This window comes from Paenibacillus sp. FSL R5-0766 (assembly GCF_037971845.1).
Taxonomy (GTDB): domain Bacteria; phylum Bacillota; class Bacilli; order Paenibacillales; family Paenibacillaceae; genus Paenibacillus.
In genome coordinates, this window is the sequence record NZ_CP150227.1 from 733,431 (window position 1) to 749,636 (window position 16,206).

Here is a 16,206-nt window from a genome sequence, read left to right on the forward strand (position 1 = left end):
CTTCAAATTTTAGTTTTTGATTAAAAAGCGTTTGAGTAAACGCCTTCACGTTTAATGAGGAACAGGCAGAAATCCCTGTATTCTAATTATTCCTAGGGGAAAACTCATATGCCTTGTCCCACCAACGCATTAGCGGAAAGGGGGTGAAGCAATTTGAATGTAAAGTTACCAAAATCGATTGTGCGTCTTGGAAGCATACCACTGGTTATACTCGCCGGGACTTTGATGCTGGGTTTTGGAACGTCACATGTGTATGCGGATGATGCTAAGGTATCTGCGGATAAACCGTCCAGCGGATTGTCGCTAAATTTGTTTTCACGTGATTCGGATGGCGGGTTGAATCTGACTCCGTCGGTATCGGTATCCACACCACTACTGGATGTTGAAGTTCCGTCGATCAAAGCGAATGAATCCACAGGTAAGCTGAGTGTATCTGAGCTGAAAGTAGATACACCGCTTGGATCGGCCGGAACATCAGAGATTGGGATTGATGCGAAGAAGGGAACCGTCGAACTGCCGTCTGTACAGGCGGATACACCGGTGATCAGAGCCGATGTATCAAGCAGTCAGGTGAACCTCAACGAAGGTACAGCTTCCTTGCCTGGCGTTACCGCAGAGGTACCCGATGTAATCAAGGCAGAGACGTCTGCTGTGAAAACAGACCTTCGGCAGGGCAAGGTTGAATTGCCTTCCGTGAAGGTGGATGTACCTGAAGTTACTTCCGTCAATATTTCTTCATCCCAAGTGGATCTGAGTAAGGGAAATGTCCAGCTTCCTTCTGTGAGAGCAGAAGTTCCAGTTGTAGACGTATCCGCTGAACTCAATCCTGATCAGGAAAAGGTGGAGATTCCAAGTGTGAAGCCGGAACGGTCTGTAGTCACTCCGGAAAAGCCGATGCTCTTCAAAACACCCGATGTTGAAACTTCCAATACGAGTGTACTCACAGATCCTGTTTCACCACAGAACAACGAGGAAGGACAGGACGCAATACAGGTTACGGGCAAAGTGGTGGAGGTCACCCCGGAACCAGTAGTACGTCCAGAACAACCTGTTGTCCCGCAGGCATTGCCTATGGAAGGAACCGATCTGACGCAGGATTCTGATGTTAATGCAGGTTTGCCAGATAACGAGTTATTCCTCGTAGATCAGACATCTGCTGAACCAGCTGTCACTGAACAAGTGCAGATTAACCAGGGAGTCAATCTGAAACAAGATGATGCCGATGCAACATCTCCATTACAACCTCGCACAGAACGACCAACCAGTTGGTCTGTTGCAGCAACTTCTCCCGGAGCAGCTAATGCTTCCGCAGGGACAAGCTCCGGTTCGTCCGGTGTAACTGGAGGTGGAGCAACCGCTCCAGCCGCTGCGCTTCCGGGAGCAACAACAGGTCTGGTTACACCAGATTACGATTTTGCTTTCCGAATGGAACGGTTGGATGGGTTCAGTCAATGGTCACAGGCACCGCCTGGGCGGCCGCCGCAATATACCTCTTTCTCTTAGACAACAATGGCGTTAATTCAACCAAAATTGAGAAGGAGTGTATATCATCATGAAAAAAGTGAATCGTTGGGTAAAATTGTCGGTATTGTCGGGTACGTTGGTAGCTGGATTGCTGGGAGCTTCGCAGGCAACTTACGCAGATAGCTATAGCAATAACAGCAGTGGCAATCTGGATCTAAATGCAGGTTTGCGCCTGGAGCTGGGATCTCTTCTGTCAGGACACCGTGACACAGGTTACGGTAACCATGGTAGCTACGGAGGTTCATCCAGTGCAAGCGGAGCATTAAATCTGGATCTTGGCCTTAATGCCGGCTTATCTTCCGAGAGTATGAACCGTTACAATGATCGTTCTTCCGACCACACAGTTGAGCGTAGTAGTTCTGGCAAGCTGGGCCTTGGCCTGAATGCCAATGTGTCGGGAGAAGGTACAACGATGAGCGACTATTCAAGAGGCGGCGATGATCGGAACGTGAACAGTAGCTACGCGAGCGAAAGCCGCGGCGCACTGGATCTGGGTCTGAACGCGAAAGCCGAAGGAGAGAGTGCAACAATGGCTCAATCCGAACGCACTAACAGCGTGAAAGACAGCGAGCGTACTGTGAACAGCAACTACGCAAACGAAAGCCGTGGAGCACTGGATCTGGGTCTGAACGCCAAAGCCGAAGGAGAGAGTGCAACGATGGCTCAATCCGAACGCAACAACAGCGTGAAAGACGGTGAACGTAACACGAGCAGTAGCTACGCGAGCGAAAGCCGCGGAGCACTGGATCTCGGTCTGAACGCGAAAGCGGAGGGAGAGAGTGCAACATGGACTCAATCTGAACGCAATAACAGCGTGAATGATCGTGAGCGTAACGTGAACAGCAGCTGCGCGAGCGAAAGCCGCGGCGCACTGGATCTGGGTCTGAACGTGAATGCAGAAGGAGAGAGTGCAACAATGGCTCAATCTGAACGCAACAACAGCGTGAAAGACGGAAAGCGTACCGTGAACAGCAGCTACGCGAGTGAAAGCCACGGCGCACTGGATCTGGGTCTGAACGCGAAAGCGGAAGGGGAGAGTGCAACGATGGCTCAATCCGAACGCAATGACAGCGTGAAAGACGGTGAACGTAACACGAGCAGTAGCTACGCGAGTGAAAGCCACGGCGCACTGGATCTGGGTCTGAACGCGAAAGCAGAAGGAGAGAGTGCAACGATGGCTCAATCCGAACGCAACAATAGCGTGAATGACCGTGAGCGTAATGTGGACAGCAACTACGCAAACGAAAGCCGTGGCGCACTGGATCTGGATCTGAACGTGGATGCAGATGCAGAGATTGCAACTACATCTGTGGTGGAGACAAATCGGTAATATGAGATTTTCACTGTAATATGAAGAAGCTGGGGCTCCGGAACCCCTGCTTCTTTTTTTCACTTATAAGACATATGAGCTACGTTCTTCTGAATGTTCTTCTAATAAGTGTACTATCTTTTCAAATGTATACTTGCCCTCGGCAATGTTGACCATAAATTCTACGGCATATTTACGTTCCATCTGCAAATGGTAGCCATTCACTCGCAGAAAGGACTTGGTTACAAGATAAGCTGTACGTTTATTTCCGTTATAGAAACAGTGGTTTTTAACCAATGACTCTAATAAGGCAGTAGCTTTGTCAAATATGGAAGGGTAGGCATCCTCTCCAAACAAACTTTGGAGAGGTCTATTTATCGCAGAATCCAACAAAGCAGAATCCTTAATCCCAGCTTGTGCTGTATCATTCATTTTCTTCATCATAAAATGGTGAGCAGCTACTACTTCTTCAATGGAAAGGAATATGGTCATCCTAACGATCCCTTAAATCATTAAGGATATCCTCATCTTCTTCGAAAACGTCGAAGAAAGCTTCCAGTACTTCGGGTCTTACATTTTCGGGTATTTTCATTTGTTTAACCTTTTTTAGTACAATTTCTCCCTGACTGTTTTCAATAAATTCAATCTCATCGCCCTGAGAAACATGGAGCTTATCAATCAAAACCTTAGGCAAGCTAATGCCCAAGCTGTTTCCCATCTTGCCTATTTTGCGAGAAAGAATTTTTCTTTTGGAATGCTCCTCTTTCATCTGAGCCCCACCATTCATGATATATTCCTCCTATAGTATGATCTAACTTATGAAAGTAATACATTTGTATGTAATAATGTTAGTATGTAATAACATTATAACATGGTTTGTACTTCAAAATGCTCAAAATGATCAAACATACAACCCGCAACTCGATTACAATAAAACATAAAGAATGAAATAAACGCCTGATCAGAACAGGGAGTGAATGATATGGGAACGGAATATAACAGTACAGCCATACACGAGTCCATATTGGACGTACATATTACAGAGGCAGGATACGAGCCGGGACAATCAACCATACGCAATATTCGAATGAATGTGGCGCGAGGAGAATTGGTAGGTATTATCGGACCCAATGGTGCGGGCAAAAGTACCACAATCAAAACGCTTCTTGGTCTGCTGGAACATGCGAACTATGAAGTGACGATTGGGGGAGATGGTCGTTATGCCTATATTCCGGAGCAACCGGTTTTTTATGAATATATGACGCTATGGGAACATCTTGATCTGGCGGCAGCGGCGTATGAAATGGAGGAAGAAGCTTTTGTTGCCAGAGCGGAGGAGCTGTTGGTTCGTTTCGGCATGGACCATGTTCGAAATGATCTTCCGGCCAGTTTCTCAAAGGGCATGCGGCAGAAAATGATGCTGATGATCGGATTTCTGTCTTCACCGGATATCTATATTGTGGACGAGCCGTTCATCGGACTGGACCCTCGTGCAACCAAGGATTTTCTAAAATTACTTGATGATGAACGTCGCCGCGGCGCGGGTGTGCTTATGTCTACGCATGTACTGGATACCGCTGAACGAATCTGCGACCGGTTTATTCTGATTGCTTCGGGCAGATCGGATGCCGAGGGAACATTGGATGAGATCCGTGAAGCGGCAGGATTGCCGGAAGCCTCTTTGTTTGACTGTTTCGATGTACTGACGTCTTAGATAGAGAGAGGGTGAGAGAGAATGGAAACTTCCCAGCGTTATACCCCACTTCGTTTATACAGACGAAGACGCAAAGAGCACTTCAAGGAACAGATGAAAAATCTCAGACTCGTCGTGGATTGGACGGTGTGGGTATACCTGCTTGTTCCGGGTCTGCTCTATCTGATTGGATGGTACACGAGTCTGTGGACCAAACCACTGCCTGCATGGGCGACAGGATTACCGCTCCCCCTACTGACCGGGTTGATTGACGTCGTTATGCTTACAGGGGGTGTGTTGATATTTGTGGAGGAAGCGGATGTATTGTTTCTGAAATCAAGGCCGTTGTGGATGCGCACGTTAATGAGGCAAGGGCTCTACCGGTCCTGTCTGCAACATCTGGGCAAAATGATCCTGATTACAGCGCTGACCGCTCCCCTGTGGTCCCGTGTCTATGAGATGTCGAATCTCCAGATTGCACTTATGGCTGTCTGGTTTGGTGCAGTAGCTTCATTACAAGCCATAACACTACATATGACAAAGGTTCGACTTACAGGATGGCGGCGTTGGATTCAGATGATCCCTCTCGTCATTGGCATAGGTTATATGACCATTCATGCGACATCATGGATGCATGGACAGACGTGGAAAATCAGTTTTGGAATCGTAATTATCATGCTTCTTCTAATTACAGTTGGACAGATGAGGCTATTGATGAAGGGAACGTTTGAAGGGGATGTGCGGGAGGATCTGCGGAGCAGGCTGCAGCTTACAGCTCTAATGTTAAGCCGGGCGGTGAGCAAGCCGAAAGCCCCACGAACACGGTCCATCATCTTCCGCAAACCGCGTAAACTGTTACGTAATCGTTCCATCGCGAATCGGACAGCGGAGATTGCATTCAAGTCATTTTTCCGGAACTCGGCCACGATGAAATTGTATCTGCAGCTTGGCGGACTATCCATCGCAGCAGTTGCCTTGCCACCTTTTCCGGTCAATATCATCGTGTGTGCGTTATTAATCATCATGTTGACGGTGATGTTTTATCGTTCCTGGGATGTGTTTGCAACGTCGGACTATGTTCAGCTCATAACGTATGACTCGGAGGCGCTGCATCTTGCAGGTTCAATGATGGTTCGGATGTTGTTTGTCCCGATTGGTATTCTTATGGGATTCACGCTGGGATTGGCCTGGCTCGGCTGGATCGTCGGTATTCTGACAGCTGCAGGTGCGGTGGCCTTCGGACTATGTGTGTTATCAATTGCCGGATGGGTCCGGCTGACCCGGGCCTAAAAGAATTCCTTTGTATTTCCGAGCATATGACGCGCTATATCTGCCCATGCTATAGAAGAAGAATCTCATCCTTGGATGATGAGAGATTAGCTGTAGCAAGGAGGAAGAGACGATGATGGATAATAGCGAACTACAGGTGCATTTTTCAGACGATTCAGCGTTGAATGCCGCCAGGGCAACCTTGGAGGAATTGGGATATAAGCCGTATCAGTCCGGCCCGCTGGAATTGTACATCCCCACAGATCGCCAAGATCCCCAGTCTGCCGTAGAGATTGTACAATCTCATGGAGGAAGTGCCGTATTTGCCGCGCAAACGGAAGAGCTGGATCAGTTTCAGAATATATCAATTCCGGCTCATCTTGTGAATGAAGACTGGCATGAGGGTTATGCGAACGGAAACCAGGGAAGTCAGACGGAGCAAGGCAGACATAACTATAGCGATGACCCGACATACGATGATTCGGCTGATGGATTCTCAGGTAGTGTGAAAGCATAGAAGCATCACGAGCTAAGAGCAGTTCGATCCAATTTTTCTAAAATGGAACAATGCCCAAAAACCCCGATTGTCCACAGATAGTGGATATCGGGGTTTTTGGCATCTGAAGCAATTCATCGCTGATGATGCCATTAGGCATGATTCGTAATCAAAAGCGGACTTTTTGAACAACCTTTATTATGATGTAACGTGTTTATATTCAGCCGCATGCATGCCAGCCGTATATCCCGTGGAGAAAGCAGCAGTGATATTATACCCTCCGGTGTAGCCGTGAATATCCAAAACTTCACCGCAAAAGAATAGTCCAGGCAGCAGCTTGGATTCCATTGTTTTTGGGTATATCTCCTTTAAGTGGATTCCTCCCCCAGTAACAAAGGCTTCTTTGAGCGATCTCGTTCCGTCTGCACGGAAGGTAAAAGCTTTCATTAGCCCGCACAAGGTGCTTAACATACCTTTGGGAAAATGGTGGAACGTAAGGTCATCACTGATCTCTGCCCGTTTCATCATTAAGGGAATCATGCGTTCAGGAACCCATGTTTTTAAAATGTTTTTGACAGCCTTGCGGGATTCTTGTTCCAATACCTGTTGCACCTGTGCTTCCAATGCACCCAAGGACAGCTCCGGGAACAGATCAATGCTCATCATGACCTGTGGGTTTCCAGACTTCATCTGAACCTTGCGGATAAATTGGCTGCAACGCAGTGCGACGGGTCCCGATACTCCAAAATGCGTGAAGATCATATCCCCGCGATGGGAGATGACCGTTTTTCCTTTGGCATCCACTACGGATAGAGCGATATCCCTCAAAGACAAACCTTGCAGTTCTTTGGACTGAATCCAACTCTCTCCAGACACAATGGGCACTTCGGTCGGATATAACTCCGTAATCGTGTGGCCCGCAGCCTCGGCCCAAGGATAACCGTCTCCGGTTGATCCGGTTTGGGGTACGGATTTGCCGCCTGTAGCGATGATGACAGAGCGTCCAAGAATGGTTTTACCTGATATCAATTTAACACCCTGTACCTGCTGACCATTCTGAATAATTTCCTTGACCGGTTCTTTGGTGCGAATCTCAACGCCGAGGGAAACAATCTTTCCTACCAGTGCATCCACGACTGTTTTCGCTTTATCGGTTACAGGGAACATTCTGCCGTTGTCTTCTTCTTTCAGGGCAATTCCGAGATTTTCGAAGAATCGCATGATTCCCTGGTTGTCCAGATTCTGAAACGAACTATATAAAAAGCGTCCATTACCCGGAATATGTCGGATGAGTTCATCCGTTTCCTTGGCATTGGTTACATTGCATCGACCTCCGCCAGAGATGCCGAGTTTACGACCCAGTTGATCTCCTTTATCCAGCAGAAGCACGGAGGCTCCATGCTCGGCAGCAGCAACGCAAGCCATCAGGCCCGCAGATCCACCACCAATTACTATGACATCATACATATGTTATTACCCTCTTTTTTCATTGATTTTGTCTGTTTTACGTAAAATGTGTCTACTCCTGGCTTTTTCTGAAATATAATAGAGTTATGAGTAGTTCTATTATGGAGTCTCAAGGGATATATTGTAATATACTGTCGCCTATGTTTTAATCAGAAATACATGAGGGAATGTGCAGGCAGAGGAGGAGATGGCATTGTGGTTGCGTTAAAGGACATTCTTTTACAAGTACTGCTGGCGGGGTCGGCGGTATACCTGATTCCCTTATTCCATCTGGGGCTCTCCAAGCGGGCTGTGGCTAAGCTGGAACATGCCGGAATGATGCAGACCGTTTTTGCTGTCGCGAGTGTCGCGAGCATGCTATTGTGTTTGCTGTTCGCGCTTCACGGGAGTCCAGTGACTGTACCCATATCACTAAGCATCGTACCTGTAATACTTGTTATTTTGTATTGTAAGTCCGTTATAGGCTTAACGATGTCCATACTACATATTCTCTTCTATTTCCTTTTCGCGCATTCCTATGATCTGTACGGATTTCTCCTTCATACGGGCATTCTTCTCTATCCTATTGTATGGTTGTCTGCCAAACGATTCAAGCATAATACACCTTCGCGCAAAATGACGATCCTCATCATCCTGATTACAATGGAACTGGTTGTAACGAGTTTGTTATGGATCGCATCCCTCCAGAATGAATCCACGTACTCTGCGACCTACATAATACTTACAGCACTTGGGTATACCACTGGAGCCATTGTTGCGGGTAGTCTGAGTCTGCTATGGCTGGAACGGATGAAGCACTATCGCGGGCTGGAGCAGCATCTCTCGGAAGTCCACCATCGATACATAGCCGAAACGGAGAAACTTCATCAGATTCTGAACGCAGTGCCTCTCTCCATTGCCACTGTAGATAAACAAGGTACAGTGATATTTGTCAATGAGATGATGGAGCAAACCGCAAGGGAGCAGCTACCATGTACGTCCACGCTTGATCTCATTGGACAGCCTGCCAGTCAATTTGTTGAACAAGGTCAGGCGGACAAGATGGATAAAAGCATTCGCAGAGCCATCGTTCATGGTGAGATTAGTGGGTTGACCGTTCGTTACGGTGCACACGTATTTCAGTCCCGAACCGTACCGATTTATGCCTTTTCAACAGAGTCTGCGAGTGAAGTTACAGGTGCCATGCTGATCATTCAGGATATCACGGAGCTTGAGATGTTGCGAAGTGAACTGGATAATGTGGATCGTCTCAGTCTGGTGGGGCAGATGGCTGCAAGCATTACGCATGAAGTGCGTAATCCAATGGCGGTTGTGCGGGGTTTTCTTCAACTCATGCAGGAAAAGAGTCCTGACTCCCTCGATCACTATTATCGAATCGTTCTGGAAGAGCTGGACCGGGCGAATAGTATCATTAATGATTTTCTATCGCTGGCCCAGGATCGGATTGCGGAAAAAGAGGAATCCCAGCTGCATGATATCATTCATGAACTCAGTCCATTGTTGTGGGCCGATGCGAACCTGCGTGGTCAGAGTATTGAACTCATGCTGGACCATAATGTACCGAAGTTGCACCTCAATCCAAAGGAAATCAAACAGGTGGTACTCAATCTGGCCCGTAACGGGATGGAAGCCATGAATGAGAAGGGCGTGCTTACGCTGGAGACGCGGATAGTCGATGACAAAGTGGAACTGTGTGTACGTGACACAGGGCCTGGTCTACCCAGAGTGAAGAAGGAAAAGCTGTTTGAACCTTTCTATACCACAAAAGCCAAGGGAACCGGACTTGGATTGTCCATGTGCCTAAGTATTGTGGAACGACATAATGGAACCATTACTGTGGAATCGGAGGAAGGCCAGGGCACGACCTTCAAAGTGGCATTTGAACGTTAGTCATTCAGCATATTTTGCCAGACATTGAGACATAATATTATGGAAGAAGCCTTTCCGCAGGCGGTTTCTGAATCTTGCTTTCATTGCTTATGGATGTATAATAGGAATAGCACATCATTACATCCATAATGTTCGATATGAATGTAACGTTGTTTTGGAGAGTTTATTGGCCTTTAATTTTATCGAGATCATAGAATAACCATTTATAAGGAGTGAAACCGAATGTCGATGTCATTTGATCAATACATGAAAGATATGGTTCAACCGATGCGGGATGATTTAACTCGTCTAGGAATCCAGGAGTTGCGTACTCCTGAAGAAGTGGAAGCAAGTCTTCCGGATGCAAAAGGAACAGCGCTGGTTGTCATTAACTCTGTATGCGGATGTGCCGCAGGTCAATGTCGCCCAGGTGTGTCCCAAGCACTGCAGCACGATATTACACCGGATCACCTGTACACTGTATTTGCTGGTCAGGACAAAGAAGCAACTGCAAAAGCACGTGAATTCTTTGCACCGTATCCTCCATCTTCACCGTCCATCGCTCTGATGAAAGACGGCGAACTCGTTCACTTTATCGAGCGTCATCAAGTGGAAGACCGTTCTGCAGAGGATATTGCGGCTGATCTCAAAAGTGCATTTGACCGTTACTGCCGTTAATTTCGCTCCAATAGAACGCCCCGCCCTTCGGATCGCCGATGCCGGGGCGTTTCATTTTGGATAGATAAGGTTATTGAACCATTTGGACCTTTCAAGCTGGACATCAAATTTCATTCATTTAGAAACGGGGTGTGTGAACGATGAGTTTGCAACAACAGATCATCGCTGAATTGAAGGTTAAACCAAGCATTAATGAAGAAGAGGAAGTACGCAAGCGTGTTGATTTTCTGAAGACGTATGTGAAAAATGCGGGTGCCAAGGGTTTGCTGATTGCGATCAGCGGCGGTATTGACAGTGCAGTGGCTACGGCGCTTTGCAAAAAAGCGACGGACGAGCTTACACAAGAGAACAACCAAGAGTACAAAACGCTTGGCGTGTTCCAACCTTATGGTGAACAATCCGATATCGACCACAGCTACGCTGTAGCCAAAGCATACGATCTGAAGCATGTCGTGGAAACCAATATCGAAGATGCAGTTAACGAGATTGCGCTGGAAGTGGAGCAAGGTTTCAAATCCTTGGGAAGCCCACGCCATATGACTCACCAAGGCAAAGGTAATGTCAAGGCGAGAACTCGTATGGTTATGCAATATGCGCTTTCGTTTGAAGAGAACCTGCTCGTTGTAGGTACGGATCATGCGTCCGAAGCCATCACGGGTTTCTATACCAAATGGGGCGACGGTGCTGTGGATATCACACCACTGAGCACTCTGAACAAACGTCAGGTACGCCAGCTGGCAGCATATCTGAATGTGCCACAGGCTATTTTGGACAAAGCACCATCGGCAGGACTATGGGAAGGTCAGACGGACGAAGATGAGCTGGGAATTACGTATGAAGCGAACAGCGACTATCTCGAAGGCAAACAGATCGATCCGGCTGCACAAGAGCGCCTCGAAGCGTTCTATACGCGCACACATCACAAACGCAATGCCATTCCTGGTATCTAATACGGGTGGAAAAGCATGCTGGTTATAAGCTGTTAACACCAACAATGAAATAACGTCCCTCTTAGGGAATGCAAAAAGAGTCACTGCTCACGCAGTGACTCTTTTTGTTATATGGAACGAGAAACAGTAAAAATCCAGGTAACTACTATATTAAAGATGAGTTAGCTATTCCAGTCTTTGATCTGTTGCAGGGTTAGGGTGATGGCTTGCTCCAGTTGCGGAGTGGTTTCTTTAAATGGATGTACGGTATTAAAGGTATGATTCCCATCAGGAATCTGGTGCCATGGGATATCAGGGCGGGCTTGAACCAGTGCGGCAGAACCCTCTCTCAGACGCTGTGGATCTTCTGTTCCCTGAATGAGTGCGACTCGCACAGGTGAAGAAGCCAAGCGGTCAATGATAGCGTAACGTTCGCTATGCTTGTCCATGTCTTCCAGAATAGCCACGTCCAGTGGCATCTGCTGACCTGTACGTCCGTTAACGACATGGCTCCGGCCATGTGTGCGCATTTCTTCTTTTTGCTCCGCTGTGAAGAGATCCAGGTTGGTTATACCATTCCAGGAGACGACACCTTCCAGCTGTTCGGGATGATCCAGTGCATAGACGAGACTTACGCCCGCACCGCGGCTATGACCAACCAGATATACAGGAAGTCCAGCGAGTTCAGGTTGTGTAGCTACATGTTCCAGTACCAGGGCCAGATCGCCAAGCTCCCGGCTGTAGGTATTCACTGCGAACTTTTCAAGTTCAGAGAATTGCTCCAGATATTCGCCGATACCGTTGTGAGAGAAATTAAAGGTCAGCACATGATGCGTCTGGCTTAGCTGTGAAGCTGCATAGGGGAACATGCCCCAGTCTTTGAAGCCTTTGTATCCGTGAGACAGAACGATGACACCTTGAGCGGGTTGTTGTGCAGGGAAAAAGTCCCCGCGAATGGTCGCATCTACGTCAGTGGGCAATTCAAAAGTTATGGGCATGATTCAGACCTCCTAAGAATTTCAGACGATTCCTGATTCATATTTTAGCATATATGGTAATGCGGATAGGTACTCGCTTCTGTGCGCCCCTCCTGCTACAATAGAATACGTGTTCGGAGAGTTACGGATCAGATCATGTGATTGAATGGAGATCTTTTACAATGAAGGTTCAAAAAGAGCGGTTTTCAGTACCGAGAAGATGGAATGAAGCTAGAAATGGAGTAGCGGAGCGTAGTATAAGCTACGTGAGCAACGGACATTTCGGCTGAATTCCATGTTCGAAGCTGATGATGCCATTAGGCATCCTTCGTAATCAAAAGCGGACTTTTTGAATAACCTCTTACAGTATAAAAGATTAAGCGGGTGAAGCGTTGATGATATATGGCATTGGTAATGATGTGCTGGAGATTGGACGTATGCGGAAGTTATTGTCCGGTCGCCATGCGGAAGCATTTCTGAAACGAATTTTAACGCCAGCAGAGCGTGAGATCGCAGTTCGTCGAGGGAAGCGGATGACGGAGTTTGTATCCGGTCGATTTGCAGCGAAAGAAGCGGTGTCTAAGGCATTTGGCTGCGGTATAGGTGGTGTCATGGGCTTCACTGACATTGAGGTGCTGCCTGATGGGACAGGACGTCCCGTGGCCTCGCTGTCCAGTCAAGCCTGGGAACGTCTGCAGCTGCCATATGATAAGCAATATGACATTCATTTGAGTATTACACATCAGACGGAATTGGCAGCGGCCTTTGCGATCGTGGAGCAGATGGAAAAGTAGTTAGCTTGGCAATAGGAGAGGACGGAAATATGGGTTTACAGGAACAGAAACAACATTTCAGCGTGAATTTGCTGGACTGGTATATGATCAACCGACGGGATTTGCCGTGGCGTCGCCACAACAATCCGTATTTCACATGGGTATCGGAGATTATGCTTCAGCAGACTCGGGTCGATACGGTAATTCCGTATTTCAATCGTTTTATCGGGAATTTCCCGACTGTGCAGGCATTGGCGGAAGCACCGGAAGAGGATGTGTTGAAAAATTGGGAGGGACTCGGTTATTACTCCCGTGCACGTAATCTTCAGGCAGCCGCCAGACAAGTCATGGAACTGCACGGAGGAGAGATGCCACAGGACAAGCCGGCTGTCTTTGCATTGAAAGGAGTGGGCCCGTATACTGCCGGGGCCATTCTCAGCATTGCCTTCAACCAGCCGCAGCCTGCGGTAGATGGCAATGTCATGCGGGTACTGTCCCGATACTTCCTCATCGATGAGGACATTATGAAGGGCAGCACCCGGGTGTTGATGGAAGAGCTCGCAGGAGAGCTCATTCCGGAAGGGCGGGCGCGTGATTTCAATCAGGCGCTGATGGAGCTTGGCGCGCTGGTGTGTACACCCAAAGCGCCGCACTGCCTGACTTGCCCGGTCATGGAGCAATGTTCCGGCCGCATCGCCGGAAGAGAGCTTACACTGCCGGTCAAGACCAAGGCGAAGCCGCCGCGCCCTGAGCAGCGGCTGGTCGCGATTGTGGAGGGCCGCGGTGCTCATCGCGGCCAAGTGCTTGTGCGCCAGCGCCCAGACACGGGCCTATTGGCCCGCATGTGGGAGCTGCCGCATGTGCTCGCGGCGCCCGCCGCAGCCAGCAAGAAGGCGGCGCCGCTGGCGGATGAGCCGGCCATGGCATTGCTGGCCGGCAGTCTGTGGGCGGAAGGCTTCGCTGCCCGCCCGGAAGGGCTGGCTACCCATGCGGAGCATGTGTTCAGCCACATTGTCTGGAGCCTGCAGGTGTATAAGTGTACCGAGCAGGACCAGAGCAGTGAGCTTCCGCTGATCGCAGCGGAAGCCAGAGCCGCCTACGATGCACAGGTGGCAACAAGGGAGGGCACAGCCTCATCATCAGCTGTGTCACCTGAGTCAGACACAACGCATTCATCGGAGCCAGGCACGGCTAATGCGCAGAACATCGCAACATCGCTTAACGATGGAGAGATGTTGGCACCATCTGATGTTAGTGACCTAGCGCTGAGCACTCCGACACTGACAGGTAAAGGCGATGGCTTGACCTACCGCTGGATCGGTCCGGAAGACATGGACAAGCTGGCATTCCCGAATATATTTCTGAAGCTGATCAGCAGTTATTTTGCTGGTGCGTATGATCAAGTGAATGATTAAATGGGGGAGCTAACGAACCTGGGTGACGTTATCATAGCTAAATAAACCCAAAACTGCGCATCAAAACCCGTATTTGGGGTAATAGCTACACTGAGATTCCTTAGGTTCGCGATACGATGAAATATGGAGCGATAGCGTGTCCGGGGTTCGTTAGAAACAAACCACCCATTACTATAACTATAATGGTAGCAAAAAGAGAGCCTGATCACGGTCACGACGACCGAATCAGGCTCTCTTTTATGTTAACTGTTGCATGCTAACAGTCTTATTTTGCAGAAGCGTAACGTTTGTTCACTTCATCCCAGTTGATTACATTCCAGAAAGCAGCGATGTAGTCAGGACGTTTGTTTTGGTAGTTCAGGTAGTAAGCGTGCTCCCATACATCCAGACCCAGAACCGGAGTCAGACCTTCGAAGAGAGGGCTGTCTTGGTTAGGTGTGCTAGTGATGGACAACTTGCCATCTTTACCAACTACGAGCCAAGCCCAGCCGGAACCGAAGCGAGTTGTAGCTGCTTTAGCGAAATCTTCTTTGAATTTATCAAAGCCACCCAGTTCGCTATCGATAGCTGCTGCGATATCGCCTGTAGGAGCGCCGCCGCCGTTAGGTCCGATGATTTCCCAGAACAAGCTGTGGTTAGCATGTCCACCACCATTGTTGCGAACCGCTGTGCGGATGCCTTCTGGTACGCTGTCAAGGTTAGCAATCAGATCTTCCAAGCTTTTTTCTTGCAGTTCAGGAGCGCTTTCCAGAGCTGCGTTCAAGTTAGTTACATAAGTATTGTGATGGCGATCGTGGTGGATTTCCATCGTTTTTGCATCGATATGTGGTTCCAGTGCGTCGTTAGCGTAAGGAAGTGCTGGTAATTGAAAAGTCATAATGAAATACCTCCTGAGATTTTAGTTTTTTTGAAAACAGGTACATATGTAATAATACCCTTGCCACTAATATTAAACCGCATTCGAGCTAATTAAGCAACATTTTTGTTTATTAAGTCCCCCGAGGCGTTGATCTAATGATGGGCCAGAGATAACAAACATATTTTACCCTTTATGCAACTATTTATGTGTTTTCAGGCGTTTAAATAGATGAAAAGTTTAATATTCGTATGTAAACGGTTACAATTAAGCGCTTTCAAAAGAAAATGCGTGTTTTATGGAGAAAAGTATGGTTTAATTGACGAAGAAGCGGTATTTTCTCGTTTTTTGTCATTATATGAACATTGGGTTTTTGGTAAAAAGGGATTCCCTTTTTGTAAAAACCTCATCTAAGCTAACGAAAAGGGAGATTTAAGACATGCACGTTCGTTCCTTTCAGTTGAGTGATGCAAGCCAGATGACGGAGCTTCTCCAGGTTGCACTATCGGAAGAGTGTTATGAGAACACGATGGGCCCGTTTGCCCGTCAATTGTCATGGGATTCTGACCTGATCATGGTTGCGGAAGAAGAGGGAGACCTCGTAGGCGCTTTGATCGGTACGATTGATCACAACCAGGGTTGTATCTACCGTATTGCGGTTCATCCAGACTATCGTCGCCGTGGAGTCGGCAAAACACTTGTTGAGGCTATGGAACAGCGGTTCCAGCAGCGTAAAGTCAGCCAAGTATGGGTGGCGGGTGATGAGCACAACAAAGTAGCCATGCCTCTATATGAAGCAATGGGTTACGGTGCCAATCAGATTATGAGCGCTTTCCAGACTCTTAGTATTTTGTCCAAAGCTTAGTTTGCATGTTTAAAAAGAAATAAAAAAAAGATTTTCATTTCATATTAGGCATATCTCTTTAACGTGTAAGAACGTGAGGGATGTGC

16 protein-coding genes are annotated in these 16,206 nt (G+C 47.9%); 11 read left to right on the forward strand and 5 right to left on the reverse strand.

Annotated elements, in window-relative coordinates; all coding sequences use genetic code 11:
• The first annotated feature begins 153 nt into the window (after positions 1-153).
• Together MKY66_RS03415 and MKY66_RS03420 are read left to right on the forward strand one after the other, a co-directional pair.
• Entirely contained in the window at positions 154-1,503 is a 1,350-nt protein-coding gene (locus MKY66_RS03415; protein ID WP_076216701.1) for a hypothetical protein, read from the forward strand.
• 49 nt (positions 1,504-1,552) lie between these two features.
• Entirely contained in the window at positions 1,553-2,854 is a 1,302-nt protein-coding gene (locus MKY66_RS03420) for a hypothetical protein (RefSeq protein WP_076216702.1), read from the forward strand.
• A 63-nt stretch (positions 2,855-2,917) separates the two neighbouring features.
• Here the strand turns inward: MKY66_RS03420 and MKY66_RS03425 are convergent, their stop codons facing one another.
• Positions 2,918-3,325 (reverse strand): type II toxin-antitoxin system death-on-curing family toxin, encoded by a 408-nt coding sequence (locus MKY66_RS03425; protein WP_076216703.1) that lies wholly within the window; start codon positions 3,323-3,325, stop codon positions 2,918-2,920.
• 1 nt (position 3,326) lies between these two features.
• Positions 3,327-3,620: an AbrB/MazE/SpoVT family DNA-binding domain-containing protein gene (locus MKY66_RS03430; protein WP_105405851.1), complete on the reverse strand. Its 294-nt coding sequence runs from the start codon at positions 3,618-3,620 to the stop codon at positions 3,327-3,329.
• A gap of 195 nt (positions 3,621-3,815) precedes the next feature.
• Between MKY66_RS03430 and MKY66_RS03435 the strand changes: the two genes are divergently transcribed.
• From MKY66_RS03435 to MKY66_RS03445, 3 genes are all read left to right on the forward strand, one after another.
• A complete protein-coding gene (locus MKY66_RS03435) occupies positions 3,816-4,547 on the forward strand; it encodes an ABC transporter ATP-binding protein (protein ID WP_076216705.1) in 732 nt (243 codons plus the stop codon).
• 21 nt (positions 4,548-4,568) lie between these two features.
• Complete coding sequence (locus MKY66_RS03440) at positions 4,569-5,816, forward strand: ABC transporter permease (RefSeq protein WP_076216706.1); 1,248 nt, start codon at positions 4,569-4,571, stop codon at positions 5,814-5,816.
• 112 nt (positions 5,817-5,928) lie between these two features.
• Entirely contained in the window at positions 5,929-6,312 is a 384-nt protein-coding gene (locus MKY66_RS03445; RefSeq protein ID WP_076216707.1) for a hypothetical protein, read from the forward strand.
• A 177-nt stretch (positions 6,313-6,489) separates the two neighbouring features.
• On the opposite strand, the gene MKY66_RS03450 is transcribed toward MKY66_RS03445, so the two are convergent.
• Positions 6,490-7,758: an NAD(P)/FAD-dependent oxidoreductase gene (locus MKY66_RS03450; RefSeq protein ID WP_076216708.1), complete on the reverse strand. Its 1,269-nt coding sequence runs from the start codon at positions 7,756-7,758 to the stop codon at positions 6,490-6,492.
• A 195-nt stretch (positions 7,759-7,953) separates the two neighbouring features.
• Between MKY66_RS03450 and MKY66_RS03455 the strand changes: the two genes are divergently transcribed.
• From MKY66_RS03455 to nadE, 3 genes are all read left to right on the forward strand, one after another.
• Complete coding sequence (locus MKY66_RS03455; RefSeq protein ID WP_179088587.1) at positions 7,954-9,648, forward strand: ATP-binding protein; 1,695 nt, start codon at positions 7,954-7,956, stop codon at positions 9,646-9,648.
• 222 nt (positions 9,649-9,870) lie between these two features.
• Positions 9,871-10,305: a BrxA/BrxB family bacilliredoxin gene (locus MKY66_RS03460; protein WP_017690788.1), complete on the forward strand. Its 435-nt coding sequence runs from the start codon at positions 9,871-9,873 to the stop codon at positions 10,303-10,305.
• A 140-nt stretch (positions 10,306-10,445) separates the two neighbouring features.
• Positions 10,446-11,255: an ammonia-dependent NAD(+) synthetase gene (nadE, locus tag MKY66_RS03465; RefSeq protein WP_076216709.1), complete on the forward strand. Its 810-nt coding sequence runs from the start codon at positions 10,446-10,448 to the stop codon at positions 11,253-11,255.
• A 161-nt stretch (positions 11,256-11,416) separates the two neighbouring features.
• Here nadE and MKY66_RS03470 read toward each other — a convergent pair whose 3' ends face one another.
• Positions 11,417-12,232, reverse strand: a complete 816-nt coding sequence (locus MKY66_RS03470; protein WP_076216710.1) for an alpha/beta fold hydrolase — start codon at positions 12,230-12,232, stop codon at positions 11,417-11,419.
• A 374-nt stretch (positions 12,233-12,606) separates the two neighbouring features.
• Between MKY66_RS03470 and acpS the strand changes: the two genes are divergently transcribed.
• Complete coding sequence (gene acpS / locus MKY66_RS03475) at positions 12,607-13,005, forward strand: holo-ACP synthase (RefSeq protein WP_076216711.1); 399 nt, start codon at positions 12,607-12,609, stop codon at positions 13,003-13,005.
• 29 nt (positions 13,006-13,034) lie between these two features.
• The gene (gene mutY, locus MKY66_RS03480) at positions 13,035-14,399 is read left to right on the forward strand and encodes an A/G-specific adenine glycosylase (protein WP_076216712.1); all 1,365 of its coding nucleotides are present in this window, start codon (positions 13,035-13,037) and stop codon (positions 14,397-14,399) included.
• Between the two features lie 265 nt (positions 14,400-14,664).
• Here the strand turns inward: mutY and MKY66_RS03485 are convergent, their stop codons facing one another.
• Positions 14,665-15,276, reverse strand: coding sequence for a superoxide dismutase (locus tag MKY66_RS03485; protein WP_036614138.1), 612 nt, complete (start codon positions 15,274-15,276; stop codon positions 14,665-14,667).
• A gap of 418 nt (positions 15,277-15,694) precedes the next feature.
• Between MKY66_RS03485 and MKY66_RS03490 the strand changes: the two genes are divergently transcribed.
• Positions 15,695-16,120: a GNAT family N-acetyltransferase gene (locus MKY66_RS03490; RefSeq protein WP_017690782.1), complete on the forward strand. Its 426-nt coding sequence runs from the start codon at positions 15,695-15,697 to the stop codon at positions 16,118-16,120.
• Positions 16,121-16,206 lie beyond the last annotated feature (86 nt).

Coding starts and splice junctions, on each gene's coding strand:
- MKY66_RS03420 (WP_076216702.1), top strand. CDS start 1,553: ATGAAAAAAGTGAATCGTTGGGTAAAATTGTCGGTATTGTCGGGTACG.
- MKY66_RS03425 (WP_076216703.1), bottom strand. CDS start 3,325: ATGACCATATTCCTTTCCATTGAAGAAGTAGTAGCTGCTCACCATTTT.
- MKY66_RS03430 (WP_105405851.1), bottom strand. CDS start 3,620: ATGAATGGTGGGGCTCAGATGAAAGAGGAGCATTCCAAAAGAAAAATT.
- MKY66_RS03435 (WP_076216705.1), top strand. CDS start 3,816: ATGGGAACGGAATATAACAGTACAGCCATACACGAGTCCATATTGGAC.
- MKY66_RS03440 (WP_076216706.1), top strand. CDS start 4,569: ATGGAAACTTCCCAGCGTTATACCCCACTTCGTTTATACAGACGAAGA.
- MKY66_RS03445 (WP_076216707.1), top strand. CDS start 5,929: ATGATGGATAATAGCGAACTACAGGTGCATTTTTCAGACGATTCAGCG.
- MKY66_RS03450 (WP_076216708.1), bottom strand. CDS start 7,758: ATGTATGATGTCATAGTAATTGGTGGTGGATCTGCGGGCCTGATGGCT.
- MKY66_RS03460 (WP_017690788.1), top strand. CDS start 9,871: ATGTCGATGTCATTTGATCAATACATGAAAGATATGGTTCAACCGATG.
- nadE (WP_076216709.1), top strand. CDS start 10,446: ATGAGTTTGCAACAACAGATCATCGCTGAATTGAAGGTTAAACCAAGC.
- MKY66_RS03470 (WP_076216710.1), bottom strand. CDS start 12,232: ATGCCCATAACTTTTGAATTGCCCACTGACGTAGATGCGACCATTCGC.
- acpS (WP_076216711.1), top strand. CDS start 12,607: ATGATATATGGCATTGGTAATGATGTGCTGGAGATTGGACGTATGCGG.
- mutY (WP_076216712.1), top strand. CDS start 13,035: ATGGGTTTACAGGAACAGAAACAACATTTCAGCGTGAATTTGCTGGAC.
- MKY66_RS03485 (WP_036614138.1), bottom strand. CDS start 15,276: ATGACTTTTCAATTACCAGCACTTCCTTACGCTAACGACGCACTGGAA.
- MKY66_RS03490 (WP_017690782.1), top strand. CDS start 15,695: ATGCACGTTCGTTCCTTTCAGTTGAGTGATGCAAGCCAGATGACGGAG.